Genomic DNA, 24,360 nt, shown 5'->3' with positions numbered 1-24,360 from the left:
TGCTGCAGCTGTCGATGCCGGCATTTCCCCGGGCCGGCTGTCCGGGCAGGTGAGTCCTGCGCTATTGCGCCTCGTGATCCCGATCGCGTCTCGTGATCTGCCCGACGCCAGGCATGACAACATCGTTCACGCGCGCTCATGCGCGCGTGCCGACTACGAACATCGATCGGCCCTACGTTGTCGGCCGGGCCGGATACTGAACGGATCTGCGTGAATCGATCGTGATTTTCAACTTGTGGTTCGGGCAAATGTGCGGTCGGGAAATAGCCGAGCCCTGCGAACTGAGTGAAGCATTGCTTCCTTCTCCGTGCTCGAAAATGAGATCATCAAAATGGATGTCGGGCGCCTGGCCGGCTTCGGTTATGATGGACCATCATACAACCTTAAGATGGTCGCAAATGTGTGCCAGGTCACAGGGCCAAAGAGTCGCAGCAACGAGAGACGAGCGAGGCTGCCCATGAGCGTTTCCGTCATCGAGCAAGCAAAGATCCAGGCGCAGGTGCTGGTGCCTCTGGTCAAGGCATTGCAGGCCGAGCTCGGCGAGGCGCGCGCCAACGCGCTGGTGCGCAAGGCGCTCGGCGATCTCTATCGCGGCTTCGGTGAGGAGTTCTGGAAAACGAAGAACGAGACCGATCTCGGCAACGCTGTATCGTCGGCGTTCAAGACCTATGCCCGCGACGACGCGCTCGCCTATGACGTCGTCGAGCAGACGGCGGACACCTTCGCGTTCGACGTGACGCGATGCGCCTATGCCGAGTTCTACAAGGCGCTGGGCGAACCGGAGCTCGGCTTCCTCCTGGTCTGCACCGCCGATTTCGCGACCGCGGAAGGGTTTGGTCCCGACGTCAGGCTCACGCGCACGCAGACGATCATGCAGGGCGCCAGCCATTGCGATTTTCGCTACCGGCGCGACGCCGGGAGATCACAGTGAAGGGAATGCAAAATGATGCGGGCAAGCTGCCTTGCCATCGCTGCGCTGGCGCTGACGGCATCACGCGCCGATGCGGCGATCATCGACTGGCAGGCCGAGCTCCAGCGCTGCCGCGTACTGCGGCAGAACGTGGCGCCGCTGCTTCAGGCCGGCGAGGGAATATCCGCCGTCGGCCGCTCCAACAGATCCGTCCGTCGCTGCATCTGGATCCAGCGCATGGCGGTGCGCAGGAAAATCCCCGGCGCGGAGGCGTGGTAGCAGGCGCCCGTCAGGTGGACTGGCTCTTCTGCCGGAGCAGCAGGTCCTTCAGTCCTGTCGGATAGAGGCTCGGTCCGCCCTGCGGAGCGGCGTCTTGCGTCGATCGACAGTCCTGCGGGCGTCGCCTCAGCCGGCGGACACGCCCGGCTTGAACAGGGCTCCGACCGGCAGCTTTTCCTGGAGGTCATACGAACTCGGCTGGTTCTCCTTGACCCATCTTTTTTCGGCGTGGGATTCGAATGGCGGCGGAATTTGCCCCTGAATCGACCAAAGGTCGGCCGGTAGCTCGTCGATGGTGACCTCCCAGTCGTATCCCCGGTCCTTGACGTAGGGCGCGATCAACTTGTCGACTGCTTTCACCCACCATTCCCTGATGACGGGGCCGGGCATCGTCCTCGCCATGTGGTCGATCTTGAAGCGGACGAATTTCTCGTGCGAAGCTCCGCCGACATAGACCGAACCTGCGGCGACTTCCTCGAAGATCATCACGGCGTAGAATTTCGGGATGGGAATCCTCGCATACATTGCAGTGACCTTCTCTGCGAATTCCTTCTTGTCATGAGCCGAGTAGGCCCCGACGGGGTGATAGACTTTCCACAACGGCACTCGAGTTCTCCTTGACGTTGGCTGGTTCTTAGGGAAGCCCGCGCAGCATTTGGTATGATGGGGATAATATCACTGACTGCGCCGTCGGCTCTTCAGGATCTGGCGATCCGCGGTAACCGCTGAATCACGTCTGCGTTGGCTCAGCCTTGTTGGGGCCGCCACAGCTGGGCGAGCCGGAGCTCGGCTTTTCTCCTTTGTCTGCACTTCCGACTTCGCGACTGCGGAAGGGTCCGGCCCCGACGTCAAGCTGACGCGGGCGCAGACCATCATGCAAGGCGCGCGAGCCATTGCGACTTCCGCTACCGGCGCGACGTGGGGGGATCACAGTGAAAGGAATGCGAACGATGCGGGCGACCTGTCTTGCAATGGCTGTGCTGGCGCTGATGGCGTCATGCGCGGATGCAGCGGTGATCGACTGGCAGGCCGAGCTCCAGCGCTGCCGGGCGCTGCGCGCGAACATCGCGCCGCTGCTTCAGGCCGGCGAGGGGATATCCGCCGTCGGCCGCTCCAACAGATCCGTCCGTCGCTGCATCTGGATCCAGCGCATGGCGGTGCGCAAGAAGATCCCCGGCGCGGAGGTTTGGTAGCCAGGCGCCCGTCAGGCGGACTGGCGCTTCCGTCGGAGCAGTACATCCTTCAACCCGTTCGGATAAAGGCTCGGCCCGCCCTCGACGTCGAGCTCCGCAAGATCGAACCAGCGTGCGACGATCTCTTCCCCGTTATCCTCGCGGAAATCGATGCGGTCCTGGCCGCTGAACGCGCCGTCTGGAAGCGCGATCTCCGCGATGAACATCACCTCATGCCCGGTCGATCCCTCGTGCACAAAAATGTTCTCCATCACCAGCGGCTCGCCGATGATCGTGATGTCGATGCCGAGCTCTTCGTTGAATTCGCGCACCAGCGCAGTCCGCCAGCTCTCGCCAAACTCGATCTCGCCGCCGAGCGGGCGCACGCCCTTGATCCGCCCCGCATCGTCACGCACCTCGGCCGCCAGCAGGCGCCCGTCCCGCCAGTGCAGGCCGAGCGCGACGACGCGGATGTGAGGGTGGGGCCGCCATGTGGACATGGGGGCATCGTTATCGTGCCCGCCGCCGCTGCGCAATGCGCGGTGGCGAGACCTTGTTGGCCCGGATGCGCACTGCCTTCGGCATGCAAATGCTTTGCAGCCTTGATCCGTGACTCTCCGCCTGCCATTGTCCGATCCTCCATTAGGGCGACGAGCCTGGTGAGATACAATTTGCGGCGTTCGGCGAAACGTGTCGCTTCGCCGGACGTGACGAGAAGGCAGTTTTCGAGATGAACAGCGTGAACAAGCCCGGCGGCAACTATTTGCCGGTGATCATCCATGGTGGAATTGCGTATGTCAGTGGTCAGCTGCCGCGTCGCGGTGAGGACCTGCTGTATGCGGGCAAGGTCGGCGCGAATGTCGATATCGCGGCCGCGCAGGAGGCGGCTGCTCTCTGCGTCGATCTCTGCATTTCGGCCATCAACCACGCAACAGGCGGAGAGGACAGGATCGTCCAGGTCCTGCAGCTCGTTGGATACATTGCTTCAGCGCCTGGATTTACGCAGCAGTCGCAAGTCATGAACGGGGCCTCCGACCGGCTGATCGAGCGCTTGGGCGATCGCGGTCGTCACACGCGCACGTCTGTCGGCGTCGCCGAGTTGCCGCGGGGCGCTCCCGTCGAGCTGAGTATGATTGCCGCTGTTCGGTCGTAAGAAGCGGTCTTATCAGACGAGATATTTCTTCACCGCCGCCTCGTCCCACGCGATCCCGTTGCCCGGCTCCTCGCCCGGCAACCCAAAACCATCCTTGATCGCGAGCCGTGTCGCCAGCACCGCGTCGGCCCAGTCGACATATTCCAGCCAATGCGCGGTCGGCGTCACGCAGAGCAGGTGCGCGCTGACCTCGGAGAACAGGTGCGTCGACATCTCGATGCCGGCGGCCTGTGCGAGCGAGGCGGCGCGGAGCCAGCCGGTGACGCCGCCGATGCGCTGCACGTCGGGCATCACGTAGTCGCAGGCCTCCGCGGACAGCGCCGCCTGCATCGAGAAGGCGCTGTCAAAATTCTCGCCGATCTGGACCGGCGTGCGGAGCGCATCCGCAATGCGCGCGTTACCAGCGTAATCGTCGTGGCGGATCGGCTCCTCGATCCAGGTCAGCCCCTCGTCGTCGAGCATCTCGCCGCGGCGGACGGCCTCGGTCACCGTCAGGGCCTGGTTGTAGTCGCACATCAGCGTGACCTGATCGCCGACGGCCTTGCGCACAGCGCGCACCACGGCGAGATCCTCCCGCGCATCGGGCCGGCCGACGCGGATCTTTGCGGCGTGAAAACCTTCGGCCAGCAGCTTGTGGGCCTCGTCCACCGCGGCGCCCGCCGGCATGATGCCGAGCCCCTTCGAATTGTAGGCCCTGACCGGCTTCGGCGCGCCGCCGAGCAGGCGCGCCAGTGGCAAGCCTTTGCTGCGCGCCAGCGCATCCCATGCCGCCATGTCGATACCGGATTGCGCCAGCCGCTGCAGGCCGGCGAGGCCGAGCAGGGTGAAGCGCTGGGTCAGCTTGCGCTCGATCTCGAACGGCAGCAGCTCGTCGCCGGCGACGAGCTCCGACATTTCCGTGACCATCGCCGTCAGCGGCTTCAAGGCCGACGGCGTGATCGAGAACAGATAGGCATGCCCCACCGCGCCCTGGTCGGTCTCGCAGTCGATCAGCACCAGCGGCGCCTTTGCGACCGTGCCGGTCGAGGTCTTGAGCGGCAAATTCATCGGCACGATCACGGGGCGCGCATTGAAGCGCCTGATGCGGATAGTCTCGGTCATATGGAGGATCTCCCGGCGGAGTGAATGCAGGTTCATGCCGATCTTAAACATTCGCCATGAAACGAAAAGCCATTTGCTGCGACCCACCATGAAATGGGGTTGCGCGGCCTCGCATTTGCGGGCTCTGTGCCGCCGCAAGCTCTTGCCGCGAATTCCCGGGATTTGCGACAAGATCGCACACGACGGAGCCACAGGGTGAAACAAGAGATCTCCGAAGAACAGCGCAAGAGTGGCATCCTCACGGGGGCCGTGATCGCCTTGCTCCTGCTCGCTTTGCCGGTCGCGGTGTGGCTGGACCTGACCGACCTCAGCAAGACCGCGCTGCGCCGGCAGGCCGCCGACCTCAACTCGGTCATCACGAGCGTGCGCAGCTACTATGCGTCCAACGTCGTCGGCCGCATCCTGGCCAATCCGAATGGCACCACCAGGGTCGTGCACAATTACGAATCCGTCCCCGGTGCGATCCCGATCCCGGCGACGCTGTCGCTGGAGCTCGGACGGGTGATCGGCGCGCAGCAGGAGAACATCACCTACCGCTTCGTCTCGGATTTCCCGTTCCAGAACCGCGCCGCGCACCAGCTCGACAAGTTCGAGAAGGACGCGCTCGACGCGCTTCGCAAGGACCCCGAGCAGAAGATCGTCGAGACCGAGACCTCGCTGTTCTCCGACAAGGTCCGCCTGGTCGCGCCCGTCACGATGGGCCCTGCCTGCGTCAGCTGCCACAACAGCCACCCCGAGAGCCCGAAGAAGGACTGGAAGGTCGGTGACATCAGAGGCATCCAGGAGGTGATCATTGCGCAGCCGATCGCCGCCAACATCTTCTCGTTCAAGTTCCTGCTGGCCTATTTCCTGATCGCCGCCGGCTGCGGCCTGTCGTTCCTCTCGCTCCAGCGCCGCCAGGCCGGCCGTATCAAGGGCATGAACAAGGAGCTCGAATCCGCCAACGACTTCCTGGCTTCGTTGTCGATGAAGATCTCGCGCTACATCCCGCCGCAAGTCTACAAGAGCATCTTCAGCGGCCAGAAGGACGTCACCATCCATACCGAGCGCAAGAAGCTCACGATCTTCTTCTCCGACATCCAGAATTTTACGGCGACCGCCGAGCGGCTGCAGCCGGAATTGTTGACCCAGCTCCTCAACGAATACTTCACCGAGATGTCGGCGATCGCCCATGAATATGGCGGCACCATCGACAAATTCATCGGCGATGCCATGCTGATCTTCTTCGGCGACCCCGAGACCAGGGGCGACCGTGCGGACGCCGAGGCCTGCCTCCAGATGGCCTGGCGCATGCAGCAGCGTCTTGCCGAGCTCAATGCGAAGTGGCGCGCCTCCGGCATCGAGCAGCCGTTCCGCTCGCGCATGGGCATCAACTCAGGCTATTGCAATGTCGGCAATTTCGGCAGCAGCGACCGCATGGACTACACCATCATCGGTGCCGAAGCGAACCTCGCTGCGCGTCTGCAATCGATCGCCGAGCCCGGCGGAATCGTGCTGAGCTACGAGACCTTTGCGCTGGTCAGCGACATCGTCCGCGCGCACGCGCTGCCCGCGATCACGATGAAGGGCATCAGCCGCGAAATCATTCCTTATTCGGTCGACGCGCTCAACGACGCGGCGGCGGAAAGAAGCGGGGTCATCACCGAGCGCGCGCCCGGCCTCGAACTCTATCTCGACCCCGCCGTGGTGAAGTCAGGCGATGCCGCGCGCGTCCGCTCGCTGCTGGAAAACGCGCTGGCTTCGCTGAAGCCGGCGTGAAGGTGCGCGCAGACTTGCGTAGCCGCGTTTCTGATTGAGAGAGTCCCCGTGCGGACCCCTCTCCCTAACCCTCCCCCGCAAGGGGGGAGGGAACGCATTTGCGCGTGCGGTTGGATTGAGGTGCTGACAATTGGCTTTGGTCCTGTGAACTCATTGAGCTTGTGAGCCCAGCCTTCGCCGCGCGGCACACTGCGCTCCCTCCCCCCTTGCGGGGGAGGGCGGGGGAGAGGGGTGGCCCAGCAAAAGGTGCGTGCCTGAACGCCGCGCTGCACCAACCAGCGTCGACGCGAGACTCACCGCGCCGCCCCTTCCGTGAACGCGGTCTCGATCACATCGCCAAAAGGCTGCCAGGAACGGCCGTCGAACTGGACAAGCCGCATCTGCTTGATCGGCAGATAGCTGTTGGGCGAGGTGCTCATCCTGATGTTGGGCAACGCAACGGAGGGCTGCTGATCCCTCAGCGAAGCCGCCTGACGCATGATGTTCTCGCGCGACAGGTCGTCGCCGCATTGCTTCAGCACCTGCGTCAGCGCCTCGGCTGCGCCGTAGCCGTAGACCGCGGCGCTGTTGTTGGTGCTTTCGACGTGGTGGTACTTGTCCATGAAGGCGAACCAGTCCTTCATGGCGGGGTCGTTCTTCCATGCGGGGTCGCTCGGATCCTTCAGGAACGCCGCCGAGATCACGCCGGCCGAATTCTCCAGGCCCGCGGGCGCCATCGCGTTGGCGATCGAGGCGGAGGCGTCGTTGACGATGATGACCGGGCGCCATTTGAGTGACGCCGCCAGCTTGATCACCTTGGACGCGGTCGATGGCACGCCGAGGAAGACGAAGATGTCCGCGCCGGCGCGCTTGAGGATCGAGACATGCCCTTCGAGATGCTCATCGGCAATGTCGAAGGCGATGTCGACGAGGACGAGGCGGTTCAGGTCGCCAAGACCTTCCTGGATGCCCCTGTAGAGCATGCGTCCGAACTGGTCGTTCTGCCAGAGCACCACGATCTTCTTCTTGGGGTAATAGGCCTGGATATAGTTGGCATAGATGCGCCCCTCCGACCGGAACGACGGCTGCCAGCCCATGGTCCAGGGAAACGCCTTGGCCTGGCTCAGCTCCTCGTCGCCGGAGGCGACGAACAGCTGCGGGATTTTCTTCTCGTTCAGGTACCAGCGCGTGGCGATATTGCCGGGCGTGCCGAACGAGCCGAACATCAGGTGCACGTCGTCCTTCTCGACCAGATTGCGCGTCAGCTCCAGCGCGGTGGTCGGATCGGAATTGTCGTCGCGCGTGATGAAGCGGATCTTGCGGCCGTTGATGCCGCCGCGCGCGTTGACCATGTCGAAATAGGCGGCCTCCGCCTGGCCGATGGCGCCGAATTCCGAGAGCGGTCCCGAATACGGCATCACGTTGCCGATGCGGATTTCATCGCCGCTCGCGGGTTGTTCGGCGTGTTGCTGGGACATCGCGCCAAGCGACGCGATAGCGATCATCGAAACGAACAGCATCCTGCCGATGACGCGCATGCTCGATACCTTGATATTGGCCCCTCCAAGAGGTCGGCTCAATCCGCACCAAGTCCGCTTGATCTACGTCAAGCGTTTGTCAAAGCTGTGGCTGCGTGGGCGCTCAGCAAACGACAGGCGTGCTGACGCGCCGTTCGTGTTGAGGTAAGTCGCTCCGTCATCCTGAGGTGCGAAGCCCACGATGCAGCGCATCGCGGGCGGAGCCTCGAAGGATGAATGGCCCCCGCTACAACCGAGCGGAGACGGCCGGGCCGTCGCCCTTCGAGGGCCGCTGAAGAAGCGGCCACCTCAGGGTGACGGTGATAGCCTCATTGTCGCGGCCGGGTTCGTAGGGCCCGACCATGACGCTGCGGGAGCTTGGAGTGCCCGCGCCCACTACGGCAGCTCCCGCGCCTCGAGCTGATGCACCAGCAGCAGCGTCGGTTCGGCGAGACTGTCGCCGGAGCCGTCGAGGCCGAAGGCGGCGGCGATGCCGTCGCGGCTGCGCAGCAGCGTGCTGCGCGGGCAGTGGCCGGCGCCGCACAGCGTCTTCTTCAAGGTCTCGCCCTGCGCCACGAGGCTCGCCGGATCGTTCGCGGCCCAGGCCAGCACGATCGGCGCATCGACGTTGAGGATGCCGGGGAAGACCGACCGCTTGTCATATTGGGTGGGGTCAGTGCCGAGATAGGCCTTCTCGCTGTCGCTCGCGTCCTTGCCCGCGCGGTAGATCCCGGACACCAGCACGACGGCGGCGACATCGGCGCGGTCGGTCTGGAATTCGGGATGCGCCAGCAAGGTGGCGACATGGAAGGCGCCGGCGCCGTAGCCGACCGCGACGATCTCGCGGGCATCGCCATTGAACAGGTCGATATTGCCGTGGACCCAGGATAGCGCCGCCGCGACGTCGGTTGCACCCATCGGCCAGGTCGCCGCAGGCGCAAAGCGATAGTTGACGCGCACGCCGATCATGCCGTTGCGCGCGGCAAAGCACATCGCCTGGTCCTGGACCTCGCGGGACAGGTCCGGCGCGCCGCGATCGCCGGTGAAGGTGTCGCCCCCCACGAACACCAGCACGGGCCGGGGCGTATCCGCCTTGGTCTCGCTGCTGGTGGCGACGTCGAGCACATTGGCCTCGCTCTCGCCGTAGCGCAGCCCGCGCGAGAACGAGATCTGCTCGCACAGCCGCGCGGTACCGCCGGCGGTCGTGTCGTTGTCGGTGAGGCCCACCCGGACGAGATTGGACGGCCCCGTGAGCCGCGCGGGCGACGGACCGTGTGCGGAGGCTGCCGTCATGCCCAGGATGAGGAAGAAAGCGAGATAATTCTTCATGTTGGTATGTTGGTGCCGGCCCTGCGTGCCCGATATGGGATCGCGCGTTTGACCTGTCTTTTCAATTCGCCTTATTAGTTAGTTCGTCTTGAGGCGATTTCACGGCACCCGGTTTCTTGCCCATGTTCTTGCCCATGCGCGGTTCAATTCCCCGGCTGGAACGTGCAGTCGGCTCCGCTGCCATCCTTGCGACGGATGGCATTGGGGTCGATCGTGCAGCTCAGCTTGCTCAGGCTCTCGAAGCTCGATCCCGCCGCACCATCGGGCGGAATGCCAGCGAGCGCTTCTGTCGCGAAAATTTCATTGGCCGTCGAGCCGTTCACGGTCCTGCTCTTCTTGCCGAAGGTCAGCTCGCAATTGCGTAGCGTGATGTCGACATTGCCGGTGCGGCAGACGATTCTGTCCACGGTCACCACGATCGGCTTCTTGTAGGGAATCTCGGCATTGGCGGCGAACAGCATCGCCACCGCCTTCCTCTCGGCGCCGGTCAGGTCCGGCGACAGCGGCGCGATCACGCCCGCGAGCGCCAGCGCCGTCGAGCCCGAGACTTTTGCAGGCGTTGCCGCCGAGGCTCCGGCGGCGTTGAAGGCGCCGGCAAAAGCGAGCGCGGAGATGATGCGAGCCCAAATCCTGGATCGAGCCCTTGTCGTGAATGTCATTCGCGTTGCTTCCTCTCCGGTCACGGCTTCGCCGCCGCAAGGCGCCCCGAGCCTATGACAGAATTGCTAGTCCGGGCAGAGCCAAGCGCTTCAGGCTGCTTGTCGATCGCCTTGATGATCGCAGCCGCCGCCGTCTGGCCGGACTGGAGAGCGCCTTCCATGTAACCGAAATAGGCAAAGCAGGTGTGCTCACCGGCAAAGAACAGGCGGTCCTCGAAGCCCTTGGCCAGCAGCGGCCCGGCGAGGCACACCTCGCCGGGGGCGGGACAGGAGTAGCCGGCGGCAGTCCATTCGTCGCGCGGCCAGGCCATGAACTCCGGCTGATCGGCCAGATGCGCGACATAGCCCTTGTAGACGCTGCCGATCTGCTGCGCGTAGAACGCGTCGACCTGCGTCTGGTCACCGGGCCGGTAGTGCTTGAGAGCTTCCGCCGCGACGTCGGCGCCGGCAAAAAGGCTGAGCTCGACCGGGTGCTTCGGCGGGGCGATCTGGTTGTCCGTCCCTTCCCAGGTGACACCGAACTGGTTCGAGATGGCCGTTGGGGCGAGGCCCTCGCCGATCCAGAAGCGCTTCTTGAGCGGGCTGAGATATTTCACCGCCGTCCCCATCGTGACGTAGTAGTCGTGCGGCAGGTGGGGCGTGATCGCGATCTTGGCGTTGGGTGAGTCCGGCCACAGGCTCGGGGGTATCGCGAGCACGGCATAATCGGCGGCGAAGGACGTGCGTGCCGTCCCGTTGCCGGAGGGGCTGAACTCCAGGGTCACGCCTTCGCTGTCGATGCGGATGGCGCGCACCGGCGTCGACAGGTGGGTGCTGGCGCCCTTGTCCTCGATGTCCTGCGCGAGACGAATGGCGAGCTCCTGATTGCCTTCCGAGCAGCGCAAAGTCTCGGTCTGGGTGAAGAAGGCGTCGATCTGGTCCTTCATCCGTCCGCCCGCGACGACGGCCAGATTAGCAAGAAGGCTCTGCTTGGTGGTCGGCTGGCCGGCGTCGTTGGAGAACTGCTCCTCCATGGCGTGCTTGGTGAGCTTCGAGCAGTCGAGGCTGGCGATCCACTCCGCAATCGTCCTGGCGTCGAGTTTCCTTGCGCCCTTGGCGCGCCAGGGCTTGTCAGGCTTGACCCTGCCGGCCCAACGACTGAGCTTGCCGAAAGCATCGTCCATCTCGTGATAGACCAGCTTCATCTGGCCGTCGGAGAGCTTGTGGCCGTCGAGAAACACCGGCATGTCGAGCTCGAGCGCGTCGAAATTGGTGTCCGAGGTGATGACGGACAGGCCGAGCTCGAACCGCTTGGCATATTTCAGCCAGAGCGGATGGTTGTAGCCGATCAGCTCGCCGCCGGCCTCGACGATCCCGCTCGGCTTCTTCTTGCTGAGAACCCGGCCGCCGAAGCGGTCGCGGGCCTCGAACAGCGTCACCTCGCAATGCGCGACGAGCTCGGAGGCCGCCATCAGGCCGGCGAAGCCGCCGCCGATGATCGCGACTTTCGGGCGTCGCACCGCCAGCGCGCGGAGCGCGGTGGGTGAGCGGATCGTGGGTGGGGTGGGTTGAAGGGCGAGCTTGTCCTTGACCCGCCGCTGGCGCTCCGCCCCCGAAATCCTGGGCCCGTAACGCCGGTGCAGCCGCGCAAACAGCGAACGCATCGCGAGCTTCCCTTGAAAATGTCTTCTGCCGGGACGGCGCCGTGCCGCGCCCTGAAATGCTGCAACATCGGCTAAAAATGGACCGGCCGATAGAAGCGAGACTAACTTACAATCTTGCGGAGAGTCGAGTGGCGGCTTCTCTTCCGCCCGAAATCTTGCCCCTGGCCGGCAATTGAAGGGAAAATCCGCGAACCGCGCGGCGATTGCGCGGCGCGGCTGTTTTGGTCCGACGCGTCAAACATTTGGGTCGCGCGACCGCGGCCGCATGCCGGCCGCGCGTTCTACTGTGCATGGGGTTGTTTTCGCAGTTTTAGTTTTGGACCGGCCGTTACACCCGCTTCATCGTCCGGAAGGTGATCGAATAGCGGCGTGCCTCGACCGGTGGGATGCTGTGCTCCCATTGCGACCGCGCCTCGCCGTCCATCAGGTAGAGCGAGCGCGGCAGGGCTTCGAGCGCGTGGCGCTCCCATTTGTCGCCGCTGCGGCGGCGGAAGCGGAATTTGCACGGCGAGCCCAGCGACAGGCCGAGGATCTCCTTGAAATGCGGCTTGTCGCGGTGCCAGCCGATGCCGACGCCGGTGTCATATTCGGTGCAGAGCACCTGCCGGACGCTGCCGGCGGCGAGGCCCGCCCAGGCCTCGACCTGCCGCGCGACGGGCAGGACCCAGTCCGGGATCGGCTCCGCCTCGGCCAGCCGTTGCAGCGAATAGTCATAGCGATAGCCGAACGACGCCACCCGGCGGTTGCCCTCGAAGGCACCAAACTGGAAGCGCTGCAGCGGCAATGCTGCGATGCGGCCGATCAAGTCCTGCTCGACGGCGGCCTCGACGAAGTCATCGGTATAGCGAAGCCCCGCAGGGCCGGCTTGCGGGTCGGCGAATAGACCTAGCTGCGTCATTGCTCGCATTTCCGTGATGGAACCTATTGGCGGCTGAAGCGACTTACATAGGACACGGAAAAAAACGTGCGAGGCTGTCATGGCAGAGAAGCATACCGCCGATCCGGCAGAGATCATGCGGGCGACTGGTCATCCTGAGCTGGAATATGCCGCCGGCTGGACCATCGCCGGTCTGGTCACCATCGGCACCATCGTCGCCGCCTGGGTGTTCGCGATCTAGGCGATCGGAAACTGGAGCTCGAAGGCCGCGCCCTCGTCGGTCGGCTTGAGCCTGATCGAGCCGCCATGGCTCGCCATCACCGCGCGCGCGATCGCCAGCCCCATCCCGGTGCCGCCCTGGTCGCGGCGGGTGGTGAAGAACGCATCAAATATCCTGTCGCGGTTCGGCGCCGAAATCGGCTCGCCGTCATTGCTGACCGTCACAAGCAGGGTCGTCCGCTCGTCCTCCGCCTCCAGCCTGATGGTCCTCGCTCTGTGCCGCATCGCGTTGTCGGCGAGATGCGACAGCACGATCAATGCCTTCTCGCCGGACATGCCGATCGCCCGGTCGAGGCGGCCGCTGGCCTCGATTGAGCTGGCCGGAAACCGGCTCCGGAGGTCGGCGATCACGGGCGCAAGCTCGGTGCGCTCGTTCTGCGGCAGGCTCTCGGCGCGGGCGAGTTCGCGCAGCCGCTGCGCCATCGCCTCCAGCCGCTGCGTGTCCGACAGGATGTTGGCGATGAACGTCTTCTGCTCGGCAGGCGTCAGGCCTTCCGGCTTTCCTTGAAACGAATCCTGCAACAGCTCGGCCGCGCCCTTGATCGAGGTCAGCGGCGATTTCAGCTCGTGGGTGAGGTGGGCCGAGAACGTCGCGATATAGTCGGAGCGCCGCGCCAACTGTTCCGCCATGCCGAGAAAGCTGTGCGAGAGCTGGGCGAACTCGCGGGTGCCGTAGTGCCGGAGCGGCCGAAACGCCTCGCGGTCGCCGCGGCCGATCCGCGCGGCGCGGTCGATCAGCTCGCGCATCGGCAGCGTGATGGTGCGCGAGAATACGAGGCCGATCGCGATGGTGCCGAGGATCACGGCGAGCCCCGCCAGCACGAACTTGGCCCGCTCCTGGTAGAGATGGTCAAAGATGTTGCTTGGCGTCCGCGTGGTGTAGATCACCCCGGCAACGCGGTTGTTGACGATGACGGGCATCGCCGAGAACACGTGCACGCCGAGGCCGCGACTGAAGGAATAGATTGGCGGCGGCGGCTTGTCCGGCACGCGGTTGCGCAAGGTGGCGCGGTATTGCCCGTGCAGCGCGTCCGCGACCTCCTCGATATGGGCGAGCGACTGCCCGACCTCCTGCCGCCCGGCGATCACCACGCCCTGCGGATCGAGGATGCGAAAGCCCGCCAGCGTCACCTTCTGGGTCTCGCGGATGATCGGCGTCAGTCTTGCGCCGATCTCGACATAGGCTGGCTGCGCCGGCTGCGGCGCGGCTTGCGCATCGGGTCGCCGCCGCAAGAGATCGTTGGCGGTGAGGTCGAGCGCGGGACGGATCGGGGTGACCTGGTCGCCGGGGTCGGGCAGCACGTTGGGCGGCACCTCGGCGCCGAGCGTCAGGCCGCTGTCGAGCCGCGCCGTGACCTCCTGCGCATAGATCGTCGCAAGCACGCGGCTCTGCGCGATCAGCTCGGCCTGGGTCTGGCGGATCAGCTGGTTGTCGTAGAGGCGGAAGAAGAACAGGCCGACCAGCGGCAGCACGCCGACGGTCGCCAGCACCGTGAAAATCACGAGGGTGAGCGACGGCCGCCATTTGTCGGGCGCTGCGCTCATGCCTCTTTCTCGCAGCGGCCGAGCTTGAAGCCGACGCCGTGGATGGTCTCGATCACGTTCTCGCAATTCAACGCCGCGAGCTTGGCGCGGATGTTGCGGATGTGGCTGTCGATGGTGCGGTCGGAGACCTGGATGTTGAGCTGATAGGCCGCCCGCATCAGCTGCTCGCGGTTGAACACCGAGGTCGGCCGGGTCAGGAACGCGCGCAAAATGCCGAACTCGATCGCGGTCAGCTTCAGCGGCGTGCCGGCGAAGGTCGCGACATGCTGCTCGGGATCGATCAGCAGGCCGCCTTGCGACAGCGCGGCCGGACTTGCTTTGGCCTCGCCACTGCGCGGGCTGAGGCGGCGCAGGATGACGTTGACCCGCGCCACCAGCTCGCGCGGGCTGAACGGCTTGGTCACGTAGTCGTCGCCGCCGATCTCGAGGCCAAGGATGCGGTCGATCTCCTCGTCGCGCGCCGACAGGAACAGGATAGGCACGTCGGACACCTTGCGCACCTCGCGGCAGACATCGAGGCCGTCGAACTCGGGCATTCCGATGTCGAGCACGATCAGGTCGGGCTTGTCGGCGGCAAAGCGGGCGAGCGCCTCCTTGCCGTCGCGCGCCTCGATCACGTCCATGCCGGCCTTCTTCAGGGCGACGCGGATGACCTCGCGGATGTGGCCCTCGTCGTCGACGATGAGAATGCGATGCGCCAAGAACCTCTCCGCTTCCTCAGCCTGCCTGCTGATCCTTCGCCTGCGCGTCCAGCCTGCGCTGGAGTCGCCAGCTCCGAAAGCCCCAGCTCCGCCAGGCCAGATCCTGGCGCTGCTGTTCTACAAGGCGGTCGCGGCGCGACACAAGGCAGCTCTCGGGGGCGCCGGGCCGGAGCAAGATGGCCTTGTCGATGGCAGGCAGCGCCTGCGGCCCGAGCGTCAGGAGATAGTTGATGTCGATCTGCACGCCCTTGCCCGATGCTTCCCGGCTGTGGACGACATTGTAGTCGGCAATGAACGCATCGAAGTTCACGAGCGAGCAGCTATAGAGCACGATCGCCAGCGCGATCAGATTGGCACCGACGAGCCACTGGTTGGACCGGTTGAGCGCGATGCGCGTCACGATCAGGACCAATCCGAGCGCCACCAGCCCCATCCAGATGAAGGCCGCGATCCGCCAATAGGTCAGCATGTAGATGTCGACATAAAGATCGAGGCGGAGGATGGAGGAGGCGACGAGCAGCACGTTCTGCCCGACCCAGAGATAGACCAGCGGCCGGATCACCTTCGATTTCTCGGCCGCCCCGCCCGGGCGCATCGCCACCAGCACGAAGGCGGCGGCGAGCAACGCGGTCGCTATCAGCGGATAGGCGCCGCGATGGGCGTAGGCCGCATAGGTCAAATTGTCGGGCAGCGCCACATGGCCCCAGAGATAGATGCCGTCGAGGATGGACTGCGCCGCGAACAGCAGGTTGAACAGGATCAGCGAACGCAGAATGGTGGAGGGGTTCAGAAATTCGGCCGAGACCAAGGGCGGGAGCGGGGGCGGCACGGGGCCATCGGCAACGGCGGTGGTGACAATCGTCCTGCGCCGCCAGCGCACATGAATGAACGGCCAAACCAGCGCCAGCATCATGGCCCAGAACAGCACGCGCGGGATGCTGATATATTCGAGGATGAGCTTTGGATTGAGCAGCGACACCCACTGCTCGATCACCGGATTGGCCGCAGCGAACAGTGCGACGAAGACGGTGCTCAGCGCGGCAGGCATCAGCCAGAGTGCAATGCCGCGGGTGAACGCCGACATGTTGAAGATCTGGAGCGCCTCGAGGAAGAACCTGAAGGGCCCGAACAGGACAAAGTTGCGCAGCGCGTGGGCACGCTCAGCGAACCCGGTCGTTTCAGGATTGGTCGCGATCAGAAGCGCAATAGCCAGCGCCATGGTGAGGATCAGGAAGGACAGCATGTTCAGCTCCTCGACGGCCGGAACGAGGCCGGCGACGAGAATGGCCGTGCCGATCATGGCGCGCCGCAGATCCAGGGCCGCATGATTGAAGAGCACCGACACGCAGGCCATCGTGATCGCAAAGAGCGTCAGCGACAGCCCGATCCGCTGGCCGTAGAACAGCCAGTCGGCGAGCGCGGCCAGCACCAGCGCGAGGCCGACCTTGGCCGGGATCGAGGAATGCCCGATCGGCTGGATTTCCGCTGCTATCGTCGAAGCCAGGCTCGTCATGTCCAAATGACCTTTCGTGATGGGTGGCATCACGAAGTCTGAACGGCGCTTGTGCAGAAGGCGCGACCATCGTCTGCACGGTTTCAGGAGTCTTTTGCAGTTTTCGTGCAGGCGCGCGTTTGCCTCTCGCACAGCGTGATTCGCTTTGATAGGTGCGAAGCATTCGCCACTCATAGCGTGTGACGCATCATGCAGTTCTTCGGTCGTATCGGTCTCATCCTGCTCTGGCTGACCGCGCCTCTCGTCGCATTCGCGGCGGCCAACAAGAACGATCCCTATCTGGTCCCGCTGCGCGGCGCTGGAAACCTCGCGCTTGTCGTCGCAAGCCTCGCGATCGTCATCCTCCTGCTCCGCAGAGGACGGTGGCGTACCATCGCAGGCAAGCTGCTCGTCGTGCTCTGGTGCCTGCCGCCGGTGCTGATGTCGGCGGCGCATCTGAAGTTCGAGCTGCGCAAGCACGAGGTGCTTGCCGCGAGCGCCACCGAGACGCGTCAGCTCGGACCTCACTTCATGGTGGGCTATTCCTCCTTTCCCGAGGTTGCGCGCCTTGCCGAGCAGGGCTTGATCGGCGGCGTCTACGTGACCCGGCGCAACATCCGCGGCCGGACCGTCGAGACGTTGCGCACCGAGATTGCGGCGCTTCAGGACAAGCGGCGCGCCGCCGGCCTGCCGCCGCTGGTCGTTGCGGCAGACCAGGAGGGCGGCATCGTCGGACATCTCGCGCCGCCGCTGACGAAGGTACCGGCGCTGGCGACGCTCAGCGGGCTCGCTCCCGACGAACAGCAGGCCAGGGCCGAAGAGTTCGGCCGCATCCACGGCCGCGAGCTCGCCGGGCTCGGCGTCAACCTCAACCTCGCGCCGGTGCTCGACCTCAAGCCGCCGGTCCGGCGCAATCGCCTCGATTTTCATACGCTGATCGGTCAGCGCGCGATTGCGACCGACCCTGCCGTCGTCAGCACGATCGCGAGCGCTTATGTGCGCGGGCTGGAAGAGTCAGGCGTCGGCGCTACGCTGAAGCATTTTCCGGGCATCGGCCGCGTCCGCAGCGACACGCATCATTTCAGCGCCAATCTCGATGCGCCGGTGAAAGAGCTCGAAGCCACCGACTGGCTGCCGTTCCGCGAGGTGCTGTCGCATTCGCGCAGCGCGCTCATGGTTGGGCATGTGACGCTCACGACCGTCGATCCCGATCGCGCGGCCTCGCATTCGAAACGCGTCGTCGAAGGGATCATCCGCGACAAGTGGGGTTACCAGGGCATGGTGATGACCGACGACCTCGTGATGGGTGCGATCTACCAGCACGACGTCTGCAAAGCCGTGGTCGAGGCGATTAACGCCGGCGTCGATGTGCTGCTGGTTGCCTATGACGGCGCGCAATTCTACCGGGTCTTCGCCTGCGCGCTGGATGGGGCGCGGCAGGGCAAGCTCGACGCCGCGATGCTGCGCACGAGCGCGGCACGGTTGGCGCGGGGCTTCCCGACCGAGCAGGCGCGAGCCGCCTCGGACGTCGTCCGCGTTGTCGAGCGGCATTAGCCCTTCGCGAATTGGCGGTAGTCGGGTTCGCGATGAAACCAGAACTCGTAGCCGGTGATGGCCTTCTGCATGGCGACGTCGTGGATCGGCTGGTTGAGCGGAATGACGGGAACGTCGCGCATGCAGAGTGCGATGAAATCCTTCACGCACCGGTCGTATTCCGCCGCATCCGCCGTGAAGCGCGCCTTGTCGATCAGCGCGTCCATCGCCTTGTTCTGGTATGACGAGATGTTGAAGATCGAATTGTTGCCGTGGAAATTCCAGTAGAAATAGTACTCGGGATAATCGAGCCAACCGCTGAAGCGGTTGAGCGCGAGCGGCAGCTCCTTCTTGTTCAGCGTCGTGCGCCAGTTCGCGCCGGGGATTTTTTCGATGGACGCCTTGATGCCGATCTTGGCGAGGTTCTCCTGGATCAGAATGGCGGTCGGCTCGCCGACGGTCGCAGTGCCCGTGTCGAGCGATAAGGTCGTCTCCAGGCCGGACTCGAACCCTGCTTCCTTCATCAGCGCCTTGGCTTTGTCGAGATCGGTGACATAGGGAGAGGGCTGTGGCCACACCGGTTTTGAGACGTCTGCCGCTCCGCCGTACATCGGAACGGCGCGTCCGAAGAAGGCACTGCTCTGGATCTGCTCGTAAGGCATCGCCCAGGCGACGGCCTGGCGCAGCTTCACATTGTCGAACGGCGGCTTCGCCGTGTTGAGCGCAACGTACCAGAGCGCGTTCGGGATCGGCACCCCTGATACCTTGACCTTGCCCTCCCGAATGATCTGCTCGAAATCGCGCGGCGCAAAGCCGCTGGAAATATCCGCATCGCCCCGCTCCAGCATCGCGCGGCGCGTGCCGGCCGAGGGGACGTCGCGCGCGATCACGCGCTTTACCTTCGGCAGCGGTCCGCTCTTCCAGTCGTCGAAGCGGGCCAGCACGGTCTCGCTGCCGGGCTTCCAGCTCTCGATCCTGTAGGCGCCGCCGCCGGCCTCGTTGGTCCTGAGCCAGGCCAGCGCCCATGGGTCTTCCGCTGTCGCGTTCTTCTTGGCGAGTTCGGAATTGATGATGAAGGGCACGACGACGGCGACGTTGAACAGAAGCATCTTGTCCTTGCGGACATAATCGATGCGGAAGGTGTGGTCGTCGACCACCACGAACTGCCCGGGCTTTTCCAGCGAACCCGCCGACATCTGGAAGGTCGGGAAGCCGCCGACCTTCACGGCGCGGTCGAACGACCATTTGACGTCCTTGGCGGTAACAGGCGTGCCGTCGTGGAATTTCGCGTCCTTGCGAAGCTTGAAGGTGCAGGACATGCCGTCGGCGGCGACCTCCCAGCTCTCGGCGAGTTCAGGCGCGAGCTTCTCGCGATCATAGGACACGGTCCCGTCGGGCAGCGTCTTGGAGGCGTAGGTCAGCAGGCGGTCGTAGCAATTCCAGGACAGGCCGTTCACGGTCTGGTTGGAGCCGACGCCCTGCATGTCGAGCGAGTTCGGCCCGAGCTCCTGCACCACCAGCAACGTCTCGCTACGCCCCTGCGCCCTGGCGAAGGAGGGTGTGATCGCCGTCAGTCCGGCCGCGCCAAGGCCGCCGAGCACCAAATCGCGGCGGTTGATGTCGAAAGGTGATGCGCTCATCGGTGCCTCTTTTGCCGGAGATCTGCAATGTAAAGAGGCAAGGCGCATGCCATCAGCGGCGCTTCATGGCGTCGCATCCGAGCCGGGCCTATCTCAATTGCTCCGCCAGGAAGTCGACCAGCGCGCGCACCTTGGTCGAGGGCCGCGGACCTGCCGGGAACACGGCGTACACCTCGACCGGCGCGAGCTTGTAGCTCTTCAACACCGGCACCAGCGCGCCTGCCTCGATCTCGGGGCCGGCCATCACCGGCGACGTCATCGCGATGCCGAGGCCTGCCAGCACGCTCGCGAAAACGCCGGGTCCGGAGTCGGTGGTGATGCGGCCGCGGACATCGACCGAGGTCTCCGCGCCGTTGCGGGTGAACGACCAGGTGGTACGGCCGAACAGGCCGGGACCGAAGATGCAGTCATGCGAGGCGAGATCGGCCGGCGTCTTCGGGGTCCCGCGCTCGGCAAGATAGGATGGCGCGGCGACGAGAAAGCGCGACACGGTCGCAAGCTTGCGTGCGCCGAAGCCGGAATCGTCGAGCGGGCCGAGGCGAATGGCGACGTCGGTGCCCTCCACAACCAGGTTTTGCCGTTCGTCTGCGACGGACAGTTCGACGCGCAAGAGGGGATGGGCCTTAAGGAATTTCGGCAGGCGCGGAATGATGTTTCGCGTGCCGTAGACGATCGGCATCGTGATGCGCAGCGTTCCACGCAAGGAATCGACGCCGCGCGCGGCGTCCTCGGCGTCCTCGATATCAGCCAGCACTTCGCGCGCGCGCGTCAGGAACAGTGCGCCGGCGTCCGTGACCGCGATGCTGCGCGTGGTCCGCAGCAGCAGCTTGACGCCGAGCCGCGTCTCCAATTCGCCGATGATGCGTGACACCGAGGGTTGCGACAGGCCGAGCTCGCGTGCGGCCTTCGAAAAGCTGCCACTCTCGGCCGCGCGGACGAAGACGGCCAATTCCTGGAGCCGGTCACTCATTTGAAATCCAGATAAATGTTGTCCGTATCGACCGTATATCCCTTCATTCTCGAATGATCCAGATAGGACGGGCCAACAGCAAAAGATGGAGCTACCCATGGCCCTTCAAGACAAACTCGATGCCTTCAAAGCCGACTTCGAAGGTGGCCGCTTCCCGCTCAAGCCCAGCAAGGAGGCGCTCGACACCATGCACCGCGCCACCGCCGAACTGATCGCGAGCGGCCAGGCGCAGCGCGCCAAGAAGGCCGGTGACGCCGCGCCGGAATTCATCCTCAGGGATCCCGACGGCAAGCAGGTCGCGTCGCGCGACCTGCTCGCGAAGGGACCGCTGGTCGTGTCGTTCTATCGCGGCGTCTGGTGCCCGTATTGTAACCTCGAGCTCCAGGCGCTCCAGGAAGCGCTGCCGGAGATCGCCGCCCGTGGTGCAAGCCTTGTTGCGATCTCGCCGCAGACCGCGCCGAACAGCTGCAAGTCGGAGCGCGAGAACAAGCTGTCGTTCCCGATCCTGAGCGACGTCGCGAGCGGCCTCGCCGACGCCTTCGGCATCCGCTTCGCGCTGCCGGCCGATCTCGTCTCGCTCTACAAGTCCTTCAAGAACGACCTGCCGACGTTCAACGACAATCCGGCCTGGGTGCTGCCGATGCCCGCGCGCTACGTCATCGGCCGCGACGGCATCATCGCCTATGCGGAGGTGAACCCGGATTACACGCATCGCCCCGATCCATCCGAGCTGTTGCCGGTGCTCGACCGGTTGCGGGCCGGCAAGGCGGCCTGATCAAGAACCGGCCGGCTCACGGGCCGGTCACTCTCTCTTCCTCAAATGGTCAACGGCGTGCGCGTGCCGAACGCCCGCGCGCGCCCAAACCAAAGGACTGTGTCATGTCAAAGCTCGAAGGAAAGATTGGCGTCATCACCGGCGGCTCCAGTGGTATCGGTCTTGCTGCGGCGAAGACCTTTGTGGCCGAAGGCGCTTATGTTTTCATCGTTGGACGGCGTCAGGGCGAGCTCGACAAGGCCAAGGCCGAGATCGGGCGCAATGTCTCTGCGATCCAGGCCGACGTCGCCAATCTCGACGATCTCGACCGGCTCTACGCCCGGGTGAAGGATGAAAAGGGTGCGCTCGATATCATCGTCGCCAGTGCCGCGTTCGTCGAGCGTAAGCTCACGGTGGACGTCACTCCGGCGCATTTCGACACGACATTCGGTATCAATGCGCGTGGTGCCTATTTCACGGTACAGAAGGCGCTGCCGCTGATGCGCAAGGGTGGCTCGATCGTGCTGGTGTCGTCCGGTCTGCACCTGAAAGGCCTTCCCGAGCACGGCACCTACGCCGCCACCAAGGCCGCGCTGCGCTCGTTCTCGCGGACCTGGGCGATGGAGCTGAAGGATCGCGGCATCCGCGTGAACACGTTGTCACCGGGTGCCATCGATACGCCGATCATCGACGGCCAGTTCAAGACCCCAGGGGAGGCCGAAGGTGCCCGCGCGTTCTTCGCCTCGATCACGCCGCTCGGCCGGATTGGTCGCCCGGAGGAAATGGCCTCCGCCATTTTATTTCTGGCCTCGGACGACAGCAGCTATAGCACGGGCATCGATCTCGCGGCCGATGGCGGTATTACGCAGGTTTGAGGTAACCCTACGGCGTGACCGCGCCGCGTGCGACCGCGCGCGGGGCGGTCAGTTGCTTCCACGTCGAGTTGGCGACGTGTACCGGCGAGAACGCCGGACGCTCGATGTAGTGGCCGTCGCCGGCCTCGGCGCGGAGATCGCCAGCCTTCCAGACGACGCGGCCACGCGACAGCGTCGCGGCCGGTCCGCCGGTGCAGGCAAAGCCTTCGAACACGTTGTAATCGATCCGGCTCATCTGCCGCTTCGCGCTGATGGTCTTGCTCGCCCTGGGGTCCCACACCACGACATCGGCGTCCGAACCGACGGCGACGGCGCCCTTGCGCGGGTAGATGTTGAGGATGCGCGCGATGTTCGCCGAGGTCACCGCGACGAATTCCTCCTTCGTGAGCCGCCCCGTCGCTACGCCCGCGGTCCACAGCAGTGCGAGCCGATCTTCGAGCCCGCCGGTGCCGTTCGGGATCTTCCTGAAATCGCCGAGCCCGAACCGCTTCTGCTCGGTGGTGAAGGCGCAATGGTCGGTTGCGACCACCTGGAGCGAGCCTGATTGCAGGCCGGCCCAAAGACTGTCCTGATGCGATCTGTCGCGGAAGGGCGGCGACATCACGCGCTGCGCGGAATGGTCCCAGTCCCTGTTCTGGTACTCGCCGGCATCCAGCAGCAGATGCTGGATCAGCGGCTCGCCATAGACGCGTTTCCCAGCAGCCCGTGCGCGGGCAATCGCCTCATGCGCTTCGCGGCAGCTCGTGTGCACGATGTAGACCGGCGTGCCCGTCATGTCGGCGATCATGATGGCGCGGTTGGTGGCCTCGCCCTCGACCTCCGGCGGCCGCGAGTAGGCGTGGCCCTCGGGGCCGGTGACGCCGCGCGCGATCAGCGCCTCCTGCATCAGGGCGACGACGTCGCCGTTTTCCGCATGGACCACAGGCATGGCGCCGAGATGGGCGCAGCGCGCGAACGAGTTGTAAAGCTCGTCGTCGTTCACCATCAGCGCGCCCTTGTAGGCCATGAAATGCTTGAAGGTGTTGATGCCGTAGGTTTTGACCACGGTCTCCATCTCGTCATAGACCTGCTTCGACCACGACGTCACCGCCATGTGGAAGCCGTAGTCGGTCGCCGCCTTCTCGGATTTGTGCCGCCACTCCTGATAGGCCGCGAGCATCGACTGGCCGGGATCGGGCAGGCAGAAGTCCACCACCATGGTGGTGCCGCCGGTCAGCGCCGCCTTCGTTCCGGATTCGAAATCGTCGGCGGTCACCGTGCCCATGAAGGGCATTTCGAGATGGGTGTGCGGATCGATCCCGCCCGGTATGATATAGGCGCCGCCGGCATCGACGATCTCCGCGCCCGTCGGTGCATCGAGCGATGTTCCGATCGCGACGATGGTCTCGCCGTCGATCAGCACGTCCGCACGGCGCGAATGATCATGATTGACGACGGTGCCGCCGCGGATGAGGAGGGGCATGGGAGACTCCGGAGAGAGGACGAGACGCGGCGAAAGCTAAGCGTGCTGCCAGCGATGCGACAGGCGAAATTTTAGTCAGGCGCCGCCGCCGGTTTCGTTGCGCTCGCTCGGCTTCTACGCCGCCCGCGCGATCAAGCCGTCGATCATCGCCCGCACCAGGCCCGCGATTTCCTTCCGCAGCGCCGGCAGCGGCACGGCGACCAGCCTCTGCTCGAGCCCCAGCGCCACCATGCCATGCACGGCCGAGAACAGGCTGCGCGCGGTGATGCCGAGCTCCTCTCTCCCTCTGCCTGGAAACAACGCCGCCAGTGGCGCGTAGATGTGGCGGAACAGCTGCAACTGGTCGTCGACGGACCAGTCGGGGACTTCCTTGTCGGGCGCCATGCGATGCTCGAACATTGCGCGCCAGAGCTCGAGATTTTCTGCGGCGAAATCGCAATAGGCGATCGCGATGCGGACCAGCGTCTCCTGCGGCGACGGATTACCCGCGCTCACCGCCGCGCTGAGCACCTTGTCGAGCCGGAGCAGCGTGCGCGAGCCGACGCGCAGGACCAATTCGTCCACGTCGGCGACGAGATTGTAGACCGCGCCATTGGCGCAGCCGATCTCGCGGGCGAGATCGCGGGTTTTGAGACCCGCCAACCCGCGCTCAGCGATCATCCGCTCGGCCGCCTGGATCAGGTCGGCCCGCAGTTTCTCTCGACGTTCCAAGGCTTTAGTCATTTATTAATC

24 protein-coding genes and 1 pseudogene are annotated in these 24,360 nt (G+C 64.8%); 10 read left to right on the top strand and 15 right to left on the bottom strand.

Annotation, left to right across the window (positions count from 1 at the left end; all coding sequences use genetic code 11):
* Positions 1 to 457: 457 nt before the first annotated feature.
* Positions 458 to 931 carry an L-2-amino-thiazoline-4-carboxylic acid hydrolase gene (locus tag IVB46_RS14475; protein ID WP_208084414.1) on the top strand — a complete coding sequence of 158 codons (474 nt, stop codon included), beginning with the start codon at positions 458 to 460 and terminating at the stop codon, positions 929 to 931.
* 12 nt (positions 932 to 943) lie between these two features.
* Positions 944 to 1,189 (top strand): hypothetical protein, encoded by a 246-nt coding sequence (locus tag IVB46_RS14470; protein ID WP_247315723.1) that lies wholly within the window; start codon positions 944 to 946, stop codon positions 1,187 to 1,189.
* Positions 1,190 to 1,315: 126 nt separating this feature from the next.
* Here the strand turns inward: IVB46_RS14470 and IVB46_RS14465 are convergent, their stop codons facing one another.
* Complete coding sequence (locus tag IVB46_RS14465) at positions 1,316 to 1,795, bottom strand: tautomerase family protein (protein ID WP_247315719.1); 480 nt, start codon at positions 1,793 to 1,795, stop codon at positions 1,316 to 1,318.
* A 164-nt stretch (positions 1,796 to 1,959) separates the two neighbouring features.
* Here IVB46_RS14465 and IVB46_RS14460 point away from each other — a divergent pair.
* Both IVB46_RS14460 and IVB46_RS14455 read left to right on the top strand, forming a co-directional pair.
* Positions 1,960 to 2,125, top strand: a pseudogene (locus tag IVB46_RS14460) (L-2-amino-thiazoline-4-carboxylic acid hydrolase); the annotation flags it as partial.
* Positions 2,126 to 2,139: 14 nt separating this feature from the next.
* Positions 2,140 to 2,382, top strand: coding sequence for a hypothetical protein (locus IVB46_RS14455; protein WP_063985692.1), 243 nt, complete (start codon positions 2,140 to 2,142; stop codon positions 2,380 to 2,382).
* An 11-nt stretch (positions 2,383 to 2,393) separates the two neighbouring features.
* Here IVB46_RS14455 and IVB46_RS14450 read toward each other — a convergent pair whose 3' ends face one another.
* Positions 2,394 to 2,861: an NUDIX hydrolase gene (locus IVB46_RS14450; protein WP_247315716.1), complete on the bottom strand. Its 468-nt coding sequence runs from the start codon at positions 2,859 to 2,861 to the stop codon at positions 2,394 to 2,396.
* A 230-nt stretch (positions 2,862 to 3,091) separates the two neighbouring features.
* Between IVB46_RS14450 and IVB46_RS14445 the strand changes: the two genes are divergently transcribed.
* Entirely contained in the window at positions 3,092 to 3,514 is a 423-nt protein-coding gene (locus IVB46_RS14445; RefSeq protein ID WP_247315714.1) for a RidA family protein, read from the top strand.
* Between the two features lie 12 nt (positions 3,515 to 3,526).
* Here IVB46_RS14445 and IVB46_RS14440 read toward each other — a convergent pair whose 3' ends face one another.
* The gene (locus IVB46_RS14440; protein ID WP_247343017.1) at positions 3,527 to 4,615 is read right to left on the bottom strand and encodes an enolase C-terminal domain-like protein; all 1,089 of its coding nucleotides are present in this window, start codon (positions 4,613 to 4,615) and stop codon (positions 3,527 to 3,529) included.
* A gap of 195 nt (positions 4,616 to 4,810) precedes the next feature.
* On the opposite strand from IVB46_RS14440, the gene IVB46_RS14435 reads away from it, so the two are divergent.
* Entirely contained in the window at positions 4,811 to 6,373 is a 1,563-nt protein-coding gene (locus IVB46_RS14435; RefSeq protein WP_247315710.1) for an adenylate/guanylate cyclase domain-containing protein, read from the top strand.
* Positions 6,374 to 6,666: 293 nt separating this feature from the next.
* On the opposite strand, the gene IVB46_RS14430 is transcribed toward IVB46_RS14435, so the two are convergent.
* From IVB46_RS14430 to IVB46_RS14410, 5 genes are all read right to left on the bottom strand, one after another.
* Positions 6,667 to 7,890: an ABC transporter substrate-binding protein gene (locus IVB46_RS14430; RefSeq protein ID WP_247315708.1), complete on the bottom strand. Its 1,224-nt coding sequence runs from the start codon at positions 7,888 to 7,890 to the stop codon at positions 6,667 to 6,669.
* Between the two features lie 375 nt (positions 7,891 to 8,265).
* Positions 8,266 to 9,198: a carboxylesterase family protein gene (locus IVB46_RS14425; RefSeq protein WP_247315707.1), complete on the bottom strand. Its 933-nt coding sequence runs from the start codon at positions 9,196 to 9,198 to the stop codon at positions 8,266 to 8,268.
* Between the two features lie 143 nt (positions 9,199 to 9,341).
* Positions 9,342 to 9,857, bottom strand: a complete 516-nt coding sequence (locus tag IVB46_RS14420) for a hypothetical protein (RefSeq protein WP_247315706.1) — start codon at positions 9,855 to 9,857, stop codon at positions 9,342 to 9,344.
* Positions 9,858 to 9,877: 20 nt separating this feature from the next.
* The gene (locus IVB46_RS14415; protein ID WP_247315705.1) at positions 9,878 to 11,500 is read right to left on the bottom strand and encodes an NAD(P)/FAD-dependent oxidoreductase; all 1,623 of its coding nucleotides are present in this window, start codon (positions 11,498 to 11,500) and stop codon (positions 9,878 to 9,880) included.
* A gap of 328 nt (positions 11,501 to 11,828) precedes the next feature.
* Positions 11,829 to 12,398 (bottom strand): alpha-ketoglutarate-dependent dioxygenase AlkB, encoded by a 570-nt coding sequence (locus tag IVB46_RS14410; protein WP_247315703.1) that lies wholly within the window; start codon positions 12,396 to 12,398, stop codon positions 11,829 to 11,831.
* A 79-nt stretch (positions 12,399 to 12,477) separates the two neighbouring features.
* Between IVB46_RS14410 and IVB46_RS14405 the strand changes: the two genes are divergently transcribed.
* Entirely contained in the window at positions 12,478 to 12,618 is a 141-nt protein-coding gene (locus IVB46_RS14405; protein WP_007597071.1) for a hypothetical protein, read from the top strand.
* Here IVB46_RS14405 and IVB46_RS14400 read toward each other — a convergent pair.
* Genes IVB46_RS14400 through IVB46_RS14390 form a run of 3 tightly spaced genes read right to left on the bottom strand, consistent with a single transcriptional unit; the run spans position 12,615 to position 16,415 of the window.
* Positions 12,615 to 14,201, bottom strand: coding sequence for an ATP-binding protein (locus tag IVB46_RS14400; RefSeq protein ID WP_247343013.1), 1,587 nt, complete (start codon positions 14,199 to 14,201; stop codon positions 12,615 to 12,617). The two genes, IVB46_RS14405 and IVB46_RS14400, sit on opposite strands and share 4 nt — an antisense overlap.
* Positions 14,198 to 14,902, bottom strand: a complete 705-nt coding sequence (locus IVB46_RS14395) for a response regulator transcription factor (RefSeq protein ID WP_247315700.1) — start codon at positions 14,900 to 14,902, stop codon at positions 14,198 to 14,200. The genes IVB46_RS14400 and IVB46_RS14395 overlap by 4 nt, the downstream gene beginning before the upstream one ends.
* 16 nt (positions 14,903 to 14,918) lie before the next feature.
* Positions 14,919 to 16,415 (bottom strand): DUF4173 domain-containing protein, encoded by a 1,497-nt coding sequence (locus IVB46_RS14390; protein ID WP_247315699.1) that lies wholly within the window; start codon positions 16,413 to 16,415, stop codon positions 14,919 to 14,921.
* Between the two features lie 189 nt (positions 16,416 to 16,604).
* Here IVB46_RS14390 and IVB46_RS14385 point away from each other — a divergent pair, with 189 nt between their 5' ends.
* A complete protein-coding gene (locus IVB46_RS14385; RefSeq protein WP_247315696.1) occupies positions 16,605 to 17,948 on the top strand; it encodes a glycoside hydrolase family 3 N-terminal domain-containing protein in 1,344 nt (447 codons plus the stop codon).
* Here the strand turns inward: IVB46_RS14385 and IVB46_RS14380 are convergent.
* Positions 17,945 to 19,567: an ABC transporter substrate-binding protein gene (locus tag IVB46_RS14380; protein ID WP_247343009.1), complete on the bottom strand. Its 1,623-nt coding sequence runs from the start codon at positions 19,565 to 19,567 to the stop codon at positions 17,945 to 17,947. The genes IVB46_RS14385 and IVB46_RS14380 overlap by 4 nt on opposite strands.
* Positions 19,568 to 19,655: 88 nt before the next feature.
* Positions 19,656 to 20,537 (bottom strand): LysR family transcriptional regulator, encoded by an 882-nt coding sequence (locus IVB46_RS14375; RefSeq protein ID WP_247315665.1) that lies wholly within the window; start codon positions 20,535 to 20,537, stop codon positions 19,656 to 19,658.
* Positions 20,538 to 20,634: 97 nt separating this feature from the next.
* On the opposite strand from IVB46_RS14375, the gene IVB46_RS14370 reads away from it, so the two are divergent.
* Positions 20,635 to 21,312: a peroxiredoxin-like family protein gene (locus IVB46_RS14370; RefSeq protein WP_247343007.1), complete on the top strand. Its 678-nt coding sequence runs from the start codon at positions 20,635 to 20,637 to the stop codon at positions 21,310 to 21,312.
* Positions 21,313 to 21,416: 104 nt separating this feature from the next.
* Positions 21,417 to 22,166, top strand: a complete 750-nt coding sequence (locus IVB46_RS14365; protein WP_247315656.1) for an SDR family oxidoreductase — start codon at positions 21,417 to 21,419, stop codon at positions 22,164 to 22,166.
* A 7-nt stretch (positions 22,167 to 22,173) separates the two neighbouring features.
* On the opposite strand, the gene hydA is transcribed toward IVB46_RS14365, so the two are convergent.
* Both hydA and IVB46_RS14355 read right to left on the bottom strand, forming a co-directional pair.
* Complete coding sequence (gene hydA / locus IVB46_RS14360; RefSeq protein WP_247315653.1) at positions 22,174 to 23,628, bottom strand: dihydropyrimidinase; 1,455 nt, start codon at positions 23,626 to 23,628, stop codon at positions 22,174 to 22,176.
* 114 nt (positions 23,629 to 23,742) lie between these two features.
* The gene (locus tag IVB46_RS14355) at positions 23,743 to 24,351 is read right to left on the bottom strand and encodes a TetR/AcrR family transcriptional regulator (RefSeq protein WP_247315652.1); all 609 of its coding nucleotides are present in this window, start codon (positions 24,349 to 24,351) and stop codon (positions 23,743 to 23,745) included.
* Positions 24,352 to 24,360 lie beyond the last annotated feature (9 nt).

This window comes from Bradyrhizobium sp. 61 (assembly GCF_023073075.1).
In the GTDB taxonomy this organism is placed as follows: Bacteria; Pseudomonadota; Alphaproteobacteria; order Rhizobiales; family Xanthobacteraceae; genus Bradyrhizobium; species Bradyrhizobium barranii.
Note: the sequence above shows the minus strand (reverse complement) of the source record. Positions and strands in the feature narration are given on the sequence as shown.